General features: G+C 44.1%; 8 protein-coding genes and 1 pseudogene. All 9 read right to left on the bottom strand.

The features are described 5' to 3' along the window. Nucleotides 1–8 precede the first annotated feature (8 nt). Nucleotides 9–473, bottom strand: a complete 465-nt coding sequence (ndk, locus tag K6V21_RS13430) for a nucleoside-diphosphate kinase (protein ID WP_217714977.1) — start codon at nucleotides 471–473, stop codon at nucleotides 9–11. Between the two features lie 97 nt (nucleotides 474–570). Continuing rightward, a complete protein-coding gene (locus K6V21_RS13425; RefSeq protein ID WP_224318924.1) occupies nucleotides 571–1,686 on the bottom strand; it encodes a hypothetical protein in 1,116 nt (371 codons plus the stop codon). A gap of 339 nt (nucleotides 1,687–2,025) precedes the next feature. Beyond that, complete coding sequence (locus K6V21_RS13420; RefSeq protein WP_224318923.1) at nucleotides 2,026–2,526, bottom strand: hypothetical protein; 501 nt, start codon at nucleotides 2,524–2,526, stop codon at nucleotides 2,026–2,028. A gap of 611 nt (nucleotides 2,527–3,137) precedes the next feature. Beyond that, nucleotides 3,138–3,866: pseudogene (locus K6V21_RS13415) on the bottom strand (RHS repeat-associated core domain-containing protein); the annotation flags it as partial. Between the two features lie 134 nt (nucleotides 3,867–4,000). Continuing rightward, nucleotides 4,001–4,612 (bottom strand): hypothetical protein, encoded by a 612-nt coding sequence (locus K6V21_RS13410; protein WP_224318922.1) that lies wholly within the window; start codon nucleotides 4,610–4,612, stop codon nucleotides 4,001–4,003. Between the two features lie 3 nt (nucleotides 4,613–4,615). Next, nucleotides 4,616–8,512 (bottom strand): RHS repeat-associated core domain-containing protein, encoded by a 3,897-nt coding sequence (locus K6V21_RS13405; RefSeq protein ID WP_224318921.1) that lies wholly within the window; start codon nucleotides 8,510–8,512, stop codon nucleotides 4,616–4,618. A gap of 25 nt (nucleotides 8,513–8,537) precedes the next feature. After that, entirely contained in the window at nucleotides 8,538–11,639 is a 3,102-nt protein-coding gene (locus tag K6V21_RS13400) for a hypothetical protein (RefSeq protein WP_224318920.1), read from the bottom strand. A gap of 86 nt (nucleotides 11,640–11,725) precedes the next feature. Beyond that, complete coding sequence (locus tag K6V21_RS13395; RefSeq protein WP_408912605.1) at nucleotides 11,726–11,827, bottom strand: smalltalk protein; 102 nt, start codon at nucleotides 11,825–11,827, stop codon at nucleotides 11,726–11,728. Between the two features lie 54 nt (nucleotides 11,828–11,881). Then, nucleotides 11,882–12,325, bottom strand: a complete 444-nt coding sequence (locus K6V21_RS13390; protein WP_224318919.1) for an N-acetylmuramoyl-L-alanine amidase — start codon at nucleotides 12,323–12,325, stop codon at nucleotides 11,882–11,884. Between the last annotated feature and the right edge of the window lie 60 nt (nucleotides 12,326–12,385).

Here is a 12,385-nt window from a genome sequence, read left to right as displayed (position 1 = left end):
TTTCCTCGCTAATACTCGTCATTAGCGTACAGGAAGTCGAATGTAGCCTGCTTATAGTCAAATATTTCTTCCGGTTTAAAAAATCTTTTCAATTCCACTTCAGCCGCTTCAGGTGAGTCGGATGCATGAACGATATTTTCCTGGAAACTCATACTGTAATCTCCGCGGATGGTTCCGGGAGCTGCCTTCCTGCCATTGGTAGGGCCGGTCAAAGCTCTCACCGCTTCAATGGCATCTACTCCTTCAAAGCAGCACACAATAACCGGACATGCCATCATCGAATCCTTTACGCGCTGAAAGAAGGGTTTCGCACTTAAATGGGCGTAATGCTCACTGAGCACTTCATCCGTCAGCTGAACCATTTTCATTCCGGCCAGACGCAAGCCTTTACGCTCGAATCTGTTCGTAATCTCACCTACCAAGCCTCTTTGGAGGGTACATGGTTTCAAAATAACCAGTGTTTTTTCCATCATAATAGTCGGTTCTTTTAGTTATAGAAATACTCCTTTCAATAATTTTTCCAAAAATACGATTTTTCTTTAAAGAAAGCCCCTCTTAGACTATTTTTATTTAATGGACTTGAAGTGTATACCCTACTGTCCCTGACCAACCATAAGCAAAATTAGTCTTTTCCTCAAGATCTCTAATATTTTTAAATTGGAAGCGAATATTCAGAGCTTGTTTCTTTTTCTTAGATAGCGGGATATCTAAACCGAGTTCAGCATAATACCCGGGATAACCGACTCTTCGTAATTTCTGATATTCATTATTCGAATCAGACGTTATCATGACACTCATATCCGCCCCAAATCCCACAAACGGGTGTACATTCCCTTTAGGATGGGTATACCGTAATCCGAACTGGGGTGAAAACAACGTGCCCGAGTAGTTGAAAGTCCCGTCGGTAGTTGCCAACCTTGAAAAAGACAAATCCACAATGCCACTGATTGAGCTCATCCAGCGTTTTGAGCTCACCGCCACATTTATTCCTAATAAATAAGACAGTTTAGGACGCTTGAGACTACCGGAAAAAGTTTCTTGAGGCAATGTATACTGCATGATTCCGCCATAAGGCATAAGTCGTATTTGCACTCTGTTTTTATCTTTTATAGCAACAAACTCAACACAATCTTCGTTACTGGTACACATCGCATAATGATATTTTTTAGTAAGCTTAATTAGGCTCTTATGATTAAACTGCGTACGGTCTATTTGAGATTTCAAAGTAGGACAATCACTAAAGGCATAGTGCAAGATTGGAATATAACGGTCAATTTCTCCTTTAAACTGGAAAGTGGTGACCTTTTCAGCCAATTTCGGAGCATCTACTTTAATTAATCTATCGCCATCTTCTATAAAATAAACGGGAATCCCGGTAGCAGTTTCCATGTAATATAGACTTTTTATCCCTTTCACTAAATATTCAAGAAAGATATCCAAAGGAGCTTCCTCTCTCTTCAAGGTTACAGATTTTGAAACATACATCTTGCCATCATCCGTAAAACGATATCCCCATATATCAAAAGGGTTATATGTTTTTTCCTGAAGAGTGCTGTCTGTCCGGAACACGCAACGCAATTCATTCATTACTTCCGTACGAAAGTCTATTTGTCCGTAGATCGTATCCTTTTGAAGGGTAATGATAAAGCCCGGACGATAATTTCTTTGTGCTTGTATTGTTGTCATAAAGGAACAAAAAGAGCATAGACATAGCAATTGAAATAAGTGTCTTTTCATGTTGTTGTTTTTTATATAAAAATAGATACAGTCCAAAGGTATACATAATAAAACAGAAAAATTAAGTAAATGAAGGAAAATATCAAAAAAGTTTAGAAACAAGGGAAATTGATAATGCACTATCCCCTAGCATTCTATAGAATAGATAAGATTCTAGAACAACAGGGACAAAAAATCCCTGCCTCTAAGAATAGTTCATATTCAGGAGACAGGGAAGATTCTGATTTACGAATTAAAATCCTTATGTTCGAAACAGTCGGATAAATATCCTTATAAATGGAAAACAAACTATATGTAAAGCCAACACTCCGGATTTTTAATAGAATCAATAACCAAGAAAAAACCTGTTCTTCCTGCATCAGTAATACCAATAGCTGAAATATTATCTATTCTATAAAAAAAAGTACTGTCCATTACTTGCTTATTGTTAAACAAAACATCATCTAAGGCAATTAAACGAATTCTTATCTTGATACTATCTTGATAATTACTTTTATCTAAATCAGCAACTCTCATACCGAAAGGGTCAACTATTATTTCTGGTCCAAAAGGAGTTTCCAAATCCTCAATTTCATCAGGAATAGTATCATTGTATTGTGTGTAATAAGTACCACTAAACAATAAACTGTCATTTATCCAAAGTTTGATATAATCTTGATTATTTCGACCATTCCAATTCTTACTGGTACAAGTAACAAAAATAGAAAAATTAGCATGTTGTCTTTGACTTCCTGTACTACATGAAAGTAACAAGAATACCCCTATTACAAACAATATGTTTTTTTTCATTTTCCTAATCTTTTTTTGCCAAACCAATTCCTACTTAAAGAAGAATATTGATGTAACTTATTATTTATATAATTATCCCTTATCGCTTTTATTTGATTGTGATAAAGAAGGGTTGCAGTGTTATAATTCCCCTTATACAAGTCAACATAATAAGACTGCATCATTAAATTGTTCACACTTTCTTTATCATTCAAATGCCTCAATCCACCTGTATGCCCCAATTCGTGAGCGATGGTCCTCATGTTATCTCCCTTTAAAGTACTTTCAACAAGATTAGTTCCAATCCTAATACTTAGTCCAAATAAAGACGCTTCGGCTGAGACTTCACTCTTTGAATCCGATTTTCTAAAAAGATTCTGGTCAACAATCTGAATAACATGATCTCGCTCCCCTATTTCACTTACCGATTTGACTACTTTAAGATTGAAATTCATCTTTGCTACAAAACTTTTTTCAGAAATATTATATACATTAGTCACTTGGTTAATAATAGTAGTGGCTAATTGCTCTATATTAATATCTCGATTACTTGAATTATTATAAAGAACTGCATTCACAGTTATAATATATTCAATTTTATCTATTTCACGGTTATATTGAGTTTGTATGCGCCAGTCTTTCCCATCAGGATCTATACGATTAACAGGATTATTCCCACAGTACGCATAAGAACTCGTAGCGTAATAATTTTCAGCAAACGGATCCACCGTTGTAAACCTTCCCAGCCCCGCATCATACATCCTCGCCCCATAATCATACCAGTTCAGTCCCTTCTTCGCATCCAGTTCCTTGCCGTTATACTTATAAGCCTGCACATTGCCCGTACCTGCAAAAACCCCACCGAACGGATAGTAATGATTCGTTTCCTCCACACTCCCATCCGAAGAAGCAACCACACGGTTGTTCCCCTGATGATCCTGCAAATAATAATGATACTTTTTATCGTTAAGGGAGAGATAACCGCCTTCGGTCAACAGACACTTAGCCGTACCGTTTTCATAGATCACATTGCCACAGTAATCAGTCGTGGTGGTAGTGCCGCCTATCTTATGTACTGCGCGAAGTTTCGTTCCGTCCGCATCATAAATATAGGTTGTCGTGTTGCCATCGGCGAATGTAACCTGACTGGGCAAATTTAAGTAATTATATTGAATACCAGTGATTTTCTTATTTAAATCTTTCGTTAAATTTCCATTCAGGTCGTAAGCATACTCGGATGATACTTTGGCAACGTCCTTGAACTCGAAAACGTTATTGTAGGCCGAAGCGGTAGCGGCATCATTGACAGACAGCAGCTGGTTGCCGTTCAGCGTCATTATAAGATTGCCAAACAGAGCGAATAAAAAATCCCCGTCTCTAAGAATAGTTCATATTCAGGAGACAGGGAAAATTCAAGGTCATAGATTAAAAAGCTTTATGCCAGAGGCAGTCGGATGGTATATCCGACTGAACGGGAAATCATTATTTCATTTTCTTACCATACTTCGAGCCAATAGAATATAAAGTTTTTATAAAAAACGGCTCCTTTTGTATAACCATGCTTCCATGCTTCTGGTAAACCGACACCATTCTTAGAGAGAGAATTATCCGTCAAAAAATTACCCTTTTCTGCATCAAAAAGATAAATAACTGCTTCTTTATAAAAAGCTGGTGGAAAATCGTATAACCAAGAATAAAAGTTAGGCAAAGGTAACATACTAACAAAAGGTATATTTTGGATTGAATCTGATTTGATTATCTCAAACTTCTCATAATTATATGGAAGCATTAAAAGAGAATCTCCAAAATGATATATACCTTTAGCCTTTGAAGCAGCCTCTATCTTCAGCTCTTCAATCTTTTCATCTTCATAAGGCACCATCAAATGGATATAATTCAAATATTTACCCCGTGGAAATAATAATCCTGGATTAGCAAACTTGACATCATCCAAGTTTTTTGGTAAATGAGAAACCAAAAAATCAGGATATAAACTTATTATTTCTTTATAATCTCTTTTAGTACGCTCATCAGGAAAATCATTCTGAGACAAAACATTGATCTGAAATAAAAACAGACCACTTAATAATAAAAATATAATTTTCATATTTTACTTTCTATATGGTAAAATTCGACCTTTCCCTCCTGTAGCTTTCAAATAAACATTCCAGCTCTTATAAACGCTCACATTACGATAATCATGTTTACCCGTCATGACCTCCATTACATTGTAAACAGCTCCAAGAGCACTTCCTGTTTTATCTCGTAAAGTAGGTTTATTGTATGTAAAGTAATTCCTCTCAATCACATCTGTCTTTTTAGATCCTGTTGCAAGAGCATCTAAATAATCGAGCATAGTATATTCCGGATTATACAATGTTTTCGTTTTAAAATTCTTCTTCTCACTTTTCTCTGCAGGAAATATTCCATACTTTTCATTTATAATTTCTATTTCACCAGTAGTAACAGTAATAGATTTCTTTCCCGTAGAGTAAGGCTGTTCTCTGGAGACCTCAGATAAAATCTCTTGAATCGGATTAATTGAGTAACCATTATCCTGAGCTAAAGATAAAGATTCATCATAATTATACGCACGTTCCGTTACATCTTTCATATCTCCCAGCATGTCATTATCACCGATTCGATAATAAATCCTATCATTCAGTTTAAAATGCCATTGGTTCCTATTTTTACTGAAATACAACTCACCCGTTTCACTATGCATATACCAGTCCTTACCGTCCAAATCCACATTTATCGTCGGGCTGTTATTGCAATATGCATAAGGGCTCATGCCGCGATACTTCTCAGCCATCGGATCCACCACATGCCACCTTCCAAGCCCCGCATCATACATCCTAGCCCCATAATCATACCAGTTCAGTCCCTTCTTCGCATCCAGTTCCTTGCCGTTATACTTATAAGCCTGCACATTGCCCGTACCTGCAAAAACCCCACCGAACGGATAGTAATGATTCGTTTCCTCCACACTCCCATCCGAAGAAGCAACCACACGGTTGTTTCCCTGATGATCCTGCAAATAATAATGATACTTTTTATCGTTAAGGGAGAGAGAACCGCCTTCGGTCAACAGACACTTAGCCGTACCGTTTTCATAGATCACATTGCCACAGTAATCAGTCGTGGTGGTAGTGCCGCCTATCTTATGCACAGTGCGGAGTTTCGTTCCGTCCGCATCATAAGTATAGGTTGTCGTGTTGCCATCGGTGAATGTAACCTGACTGGGCAAATTTAAGTAATTATATTGAATACCAGTGATTTTCTTATTTAAATCTTTCGTTAAATTTCCATTCAGGTCATAAGCATACTCGGATGATACTTTGGCACCGTCCTTGAACTCAAAAACGTTATTGTAGGCCGAAGCGGTAGCGGCATCATTAACAGACAGCAGCTGGTTGCCGCTCAGCGTCATTGTAAGGTTGTCAATCAAGCCGTAAGTGTCCGTACCCGTCTGCCCGTAACGCTTCAGTCCCAGGATATTGCCGTTCTTGTCATAGCCCGTCACCTCTTCGGTGAAACCGTTCAGATTACCGAAACCGGAATTGCCTTCACCATAGAACGCAGCCTGCAGACGGTTCAGAGGATCGTAAGTGAAAGTATAGGCACGGAGGTTGCTTTCAGTACCGGATTTCCATCTCATGCTACTGATATTCCCGTTATAACATTTCGTGCCATTCAGCCCGTCCGTATTATAGTACAGGTTTTGGGAGAAACGCTGCCCCACAATGTCGGTAAGCCAGGAACGAACATTATAGACATACTCAGACTGCAAAGAAGAATGACCGTTGCGCTTCTCCTGATACAAACGCCCCAACGAGTCATAACCCTTATTAGACAGAGTTATTTCCGCCCCATTCCCCAGCCGATGTTTAACCAACAGAGGCAAGCCCGATTCATCATACGTATAAGCATACTGTTCGCTCAAAGAAGCCTTGCCAGGTGCGGAATGCACATGCAACTGTTTTACAGGCTGGCCGCTGAAGTTATAAGACGTGTAGTCCGATTCAAAGCCGCTCAGATGATTCCCGCAATGGGATTGAATCAAACGGCCACGGGCATCATAATAAAAAGCACTGGCCGAAAGCATATCCGAAATCGTGCCTAAAGCCGAAGTCGTACCCGAAAGCACGTCCGAAGCCCCTATCCGTGCCGTAAGCGTCCCCGTCAGGCTCCCCTTGGCACTGACATACTTCTCACCATATCCCGTTCCCGGTGCATAAGCCAAAGGATCTTTCGTTCCACCCGCCGGCAGCAGACCATCGTCAAGGAAGCGGTAATTATCATAATAGCTTACTTTACAAAAGACAGGGGAACCTAAGCCAACACCGATAAGGTCATAGCCGTGATATTCCCCCTTCTTCCCGATATACTCACAAGAAGCGTGCACATCCCGGTGCTGCATGTCTATCACAAACAGGCAACTCGTACACACACCTTCCAAACACACCCTGTCGAACTTGTCGGAAATCATAAACTTCCACTTCCCCGCCTTGCGGAGATTGCCGTCCTGCGAAGCAACCAGACGGTCACCGTCATCGTACATGAAACGTTCCCAGTCCGCACCGGGCAGCTTACGGTCCGAGAGCCGGCGGAAGTTGTCATAAGCGTAGAGGTAAGCATACCTGTCGAGTTCCACCTTCGCCAGGCCACCCGTCACCGGAGCCTTTGCCGAAAGTTCGGGAGGCAACACCGCGCGAAGGTTCCCGGTAGCGTCATATATATAATAGGTATCATAATACACCTGCTTGCCCGCTTTAAGTTCCATCTGCCTCAACAGAACCCTGTTCCCGCTCCGGTCGGTAAATTCAATTTGAGCTTTCCCGTCCTCATCGCTGGTCTTTACTACTTGCAGACTACCCCCGTCATAATATCCGGTAGCGGTTACCATCATTCCGGCATCTGTTTTTTCACCCGCGGCAAACTTCATGCAATGCAGCTCACCGGCAAATTCACTGTTCGAGGTATATACGCTGCTTACCGCTTTCCCCTTGGATTTCCAGTCCTGACCGGGACCATATTGGCGGATAGGACGGTCCAGCGGAGACTCCTCGTAGACGGTTTCCGTATAGGGGCGCGAATCACCGCCGTTGGTGCATGCAGCCAACGTCTTGCACTGTGCGGGCGATAGGTAGGCTCCCGCCGTGGTATCCTTCGCCGCTTCAAGCCAGATGTTGCCCTTTCTTCCCCAGGAGTCGTATTCCTGCAAACTAACCAGATTCCTGCCTTGCGCAATACAGCCTCTCCGGGCAGTCTCAATGTTGCGCCCCAGGTCATCAGCATAGTTTACGGTGAGATCTCCCTTTGTTCCACTTCCATCCCTGCTGGCGAACAAGCATACGCTGTTCACTCCGGCAGATGCCGGCAAGGCGACAAGCGCCTCAGAGTTGGGGGATGGAATAGCCGGCAAAGCCGCATCATCAGGATCAGGTTCCGGAACAACGGGGGCAGGCGGAACTTCCGTGGTGATGTGCAAATCGAAGAAATAAGTGGCCGGAGGAATTTCAGAAGTAAAAGGGGAGGCAGTCTGGGATTGCAAAGGGTGTATGCCACCTATCTTATGCCCGGTAAACGTAAACTGATAGCTGCCGGCCGGCAACTCCATAGGCTTACTTCCCGAAGACGTCAGGAACTGCCCGGTTTTTCCGTCCACATTCAAAAGGAAAAGATGTGGAAGAACATCCGAACTCTCCCCCGCCAGATTGCAACTAAGGGCTATCGTAGTCTGGGGCAAAGGATCGCCCCATCCCTGATTATAAGCAAAGTTGGAAAAATCAAATTGAAACAACAGAGGTTCCGTGGTCAGGAAACGGTAATAGTTGGTCGTATTCTCCCCGGCATCATGATACGCCAGCCGTTTGGTTACGGAAGCGCCCGCATGCAACTCTTCATTGGGTTCTACCGGCTTGACCGGCGTATTCTGCGCATGCAGCATCTGCGGCAGGCACAATAGCAACAGGAGAATCAAATAATAATATCTTGTTTTCATAATTCTCATTCTATGTTTTAGTAAATCAGTGCTGATAATGGTAGTCATATACATTGAGGAGTTTCCTCCGGAGCAAACCGGAAGGCTGATCATAGAAATACTCTTCGCGCAGCCGGTCCAGATAATCATATTTATAAAATACCGTCTGCCCGGCAGGTGAAGTGACTGATTCCAGTTGCATTCCGGGGGTATATTTATAAATTATCACCAGGGCTTTAGGCAGCCGGTGCCGGATATCTTCTATCAGTCTGTAAGCGGTGTTATCCGGCTTGCTTGCTGTGGAGAAACTTTCGGGAGATTTACCCAGCAGCGACATCACCTTGCCGTAGGTGGCATTCTCTATCCGGGCAATGAGTTGCCTGCCCTCATAGCTCCAGAGCAAGACGCTGCTGACTCCCCGGCTTACGGTAACCACCGGATTGGCATACGCATCTGTTTTATCTACCAGATAGTCGGTGCGGCTGCTCAAAGCGTCAAATCGGTGACCGGTACTTTTCACATAAGGCATATACCGGGAACCCTGATTCCGGTAACCGTATGTATAGGTTTCTTTCAGCGACTTTCCACCCTCCACTGTAGTCTTTTCCACCACCGGAGACAACAGGTGAGCATCCACCATCCACTGATAATTGCTATGGTCGGCAGGATACGTGTAACCCACCGTGTGGCTACCTCCTTTGCTGGTCAGAGTTTTTTCTTGTTTCAGCAATTTGTGATTGTTATAAGAGAAGGTACGTTCAACGTTGTAGCCCGGGACGTTTCCTTCCGAAGGGTACACCGTCTCGGCAATGGAGTCCGGCAGATAACTATGGGTATAGACGCGAGTCAATGTGCCTATGCAAGCATAAGAGAAACTCTCGTAGTCAAGGTCTGTACAAAAAAAAGCAACAGTCTGGTGGGCACTCCTGAACTCGCCGGAGTTCACCGTTTTATAATGCTGTACCTTCTTTTTCAGCAACTTATCACTATTATTGTAAAATTCTTCCGACAGTAATTTCCCCCGTTCTGCAGAGCGGCTGGTGAAGGGTTTCACGACCGATTCGCCTCCCGCATTGGAATACAGAGCAGGTTCGTCAAAATGAGTCATACCATAGAGGTCGGTACCATAATTGCTATAGCGACGTTTGATGTAGCCTTTCGAGTGCCCGACGGAATCCAACGTTTCTTCGATGACGCACGAATAACCCACAACCGGAGAATTCTGATTAGTGACCGAAGCAAAATAGCCTCCCTCCGATTGTTGTTTCAATATGACGTCTTCGGAAGCAGTATAGATTATTTCATAGACAGGAGCCTCCCTCAATATACCGCTGCTTGCGCTTCCGGCTTTTCTATCCTCCGCATAATAGTATTTCTTTTTATCCAGCAAAACACCGTTGCGGTCGTGCCGACTCACGGCAGCCACCCTCAGACCACCCGCATTGCCCAACTGATTGTCCAATCGTGTGTGCGTGATGTCCACTATCTTGGAGTAGTTGTTCAGTACATACTCAAAACGGCTCTTCGCGCCTGTGGGGTAAGTAATTTCCGTCAGCACATCCGACTGACTGAATATCAGGCTCGGAGTCGGTTTCTTAAATTGAGGTATCGCGGAAAAAGAAACATTGCTGCCCACATAATACCCCCAGTAATCGGTTTCAGGGTTGGTATAGCTGGTCGGCATCGGTCTTTCCGTATTATAGGCAAACTTATACTCCGGATCTTTACCGGGCGCAGGTGAAACCGGAACCTTGTAACCGCGCAAGACAAGCTTGCCGGGTGCCGACACATAGTCGGGAATCAATGCCGGAACGCCCTCGCGCAAGGCAACCAGCGCGAGTTTCCTGCGATTCTTAAAAGTGTAGTCGAAATAGACGCTCCGGGCACAGACGGCACTGTTCTTGCTCCGGATGCCAATACGATGCAGAGTACTGTGTTTCAGGTTTTTCTGAATACTTTGCTGCAATAGCGGGGAAGTTGTATAATCAAGGGTGGTGTGCATGAACAAGGAGAATTGCCTCCTTTCAAATTCCTGAGCGGGATGGTAAATATCCTCCGGATAATACTCGTCCACATTCCAGCCAAGGGCAGCGGCCCAGAAGTGGCTGCTGTAAGCCAGATCTTCAAAGTAATCAAATGAGATCTCCTCGTCGGGCGTCGAGATCCCTGCCAGACGGACAGGCATGATAAGAAAACCTGTCATGGCATCCCTGCCTCTACTCGGGTTATGCGGAGTGCACGGCGCATTATAAAGAGTCTTGGCCTGGGGCACATATTTCAGGTCGCAAAGCAGATCGGTAGCCTCATAGTGGTAAGTGACGGTGCGGTTGTCAGGGGTTACGATCTTCGACAACTGCCAAGTAGTGGCTATCAGGTCGCTGTTATTGCGGTTGTAGTACGAGATGCTGTATTCCGTGGCATTGATTCCACCAAATTCGTAACAGCATCCGTCGGGAGTGACCAAGGTAAATTTGTTGAAGAAGCGGTCATTATAGTCTTGCACTCCCCAAGAACCATGTTCGATCTCGGGACGCAAACCATCCAGTTTTACAAATTCCTCTCCGTCCGCCGGATTGAACTCCACCCGGATGTCCTGGTCGGAAATCACCGTCCAGCCGCCATCCTCATTATAATAAAAGGTGCCCGTGTATCCGAAGAAGCTGAAAGAGAATTCATCCGCCGCCAGTTCATAATAATCCTCCTTACCGACATCGGACCGGATACGCTTGGTAGCGGCAGTGAACTGCTCATTCGTCATTCCCTTCAGGCGATACGCATTGGCATAATAGCCGGGAGCATACCCATCGGCATGCATCTTCTCGTCATACATCCCGTTGACGGAACGGCTGATATATCCGCCAGTCTGCAGGCTCCAGCCCAAAGCCAGACAGCCTTCCTGCAACTGAGGCTTCACCGATGACAGATGATAATTGGCCGTAATGGGAAACGACTGTCCGCCCGCCTGCATTTCGTGCAGCGGAACGGATATGTCGGGAACTCCGGTATACAACCCTACAGGAACCGTGCCGTACTCCCCCAACCCCGCAATTTCAGGACTGGGAACATTGAGCAAAGGCATGTGCTGGCCGAAAGTCCCGATGAAAGGAACCAGCAGCAAAGCCAGCATAGTTATAATTTTCTTATTCATATCGTGTTAGTTTTTTTAGATTTCTAAAATCAAATAATAAAAAGGTGCGCCAAAAAAGTGAATCTTGACGCACCCCGTGGATGGCATTACATCGTCATCGCATGAACTCCCAGCACACCCGCTATCGCCGTAACCACCGCCACAGCCACCTTCAGGATCATACTCCAAACAGATTTCTTGATTGCCATTATCAAACACCTCCTTTCCGGTAATTTTTAAATTAATAGTTGAAAAATGAAAAATCACAGTTCACGGCTCACTTCAAAGCACGGACACTCCTTCATCCACTCCGCAGGCTCCACCACCCCGTCACCGTTCAGGTCCGGACTGAGGTCACGATGCCCGCAAACGCGCACATCGCCCCGAAAGCGGCGCAGCAACTGATGCACCAGCAGACGCAGTACACTGCGCTGTTCCGGCGTACGGGTATCCTTCGGATTGCCTTGCGCGTCCAGTCCGCCTTCATAGCAGATGCCGATGCTGTGAGCGTTCATTCCCTTGACATGCGTCCCTACAAGGGTGATGGGACGGGTATTTGCCACTGTACCGTCACGGCGGATATAATAGTGGTAACCGATATCGCGGAAACCGCGGCGCAGGTGTTCCGCACGAAGGGCTTCTACCGAAAAAGGACAGTCCTCCCGGGTGGCGCTGCAATGCACCACGATGTAGTTTATCTTTCGCATAATAAAAAAAATAATAGGGTAATAAAGTAATAGGATGATGAGGGGGTAGAGTGACGGGAT

Source organism: Bacteroides cellulosilyticus (assembly GCF_020091405.1).
Classification (GTDB): Bacteria; Bacteroidota; Bacteroidia; order Bacteroidales; family Bacteroidaceae; genus Bacteroides.
This window is presented reverse-complemented; position numbering and strand designations above follow the sequence as displayed.

Excerpts from the sequence above, each read along its gene's own strand:
- K6V21_RS13425 (WP_224318924.1), bottom strand. The coding sequence starts at position 1,686 with ATGACAACAATACAAGCACAAAGAAATTATCGTCCGGGCTTTATCATT.
- K6V21_RS13420 (WP_224318923.1), bottom strand. The coding sequence starts at position 2,526 with ATGAAAAAAAACATATTGTTTGTAATAGGGGTATTCTTGTTACTTTCA.
- K6V21_RS13390 (WP_224318919.1), bottom strand. The coding sequence starts at position 12,325 with ATGCGAAAGATAAACTACATCGTGGTGCATTGCAGCGCCACCCGGGAG.
- ndk (WP_217714977.1), bottom strand. The coding sequence starts at position 473 with ATGATGGAAAAAACACTGGTTATTTTGAAACCATGTACCCTCCAAAGA.
- K6V21_RS13400 (WP_224318920.1), bottom strand. The coding sequence starts at position 11,639 with ATGAATAAGAAAATTATAACTATGCTGGCTTTGCTGCTGGTTCCTTTC.
- K6V21_RS13405 (WP_224318921.1), bottom strand. The coding sequence starts at position 8,512 with ATGAAAACAAGATATTATTATTTGATTCTCCTGTTGCTATTGTGCCTG.
- K6V21_RS13410 (WP_224318922.1), bottom strand. The coding sequence starts at position 4,612 with ATGAAAATTATATTTTTATTATTAAGTGGTCTGTTTTTATTTCAGATC.
- K6V21_RS13395 (WP_408912605.1), bottom strand. The coding sequence starts at position 11,827 with ATGGCAATCAAGAAATCTGTTTGGAGTATGATCCTGAAGGTGGCTGTG.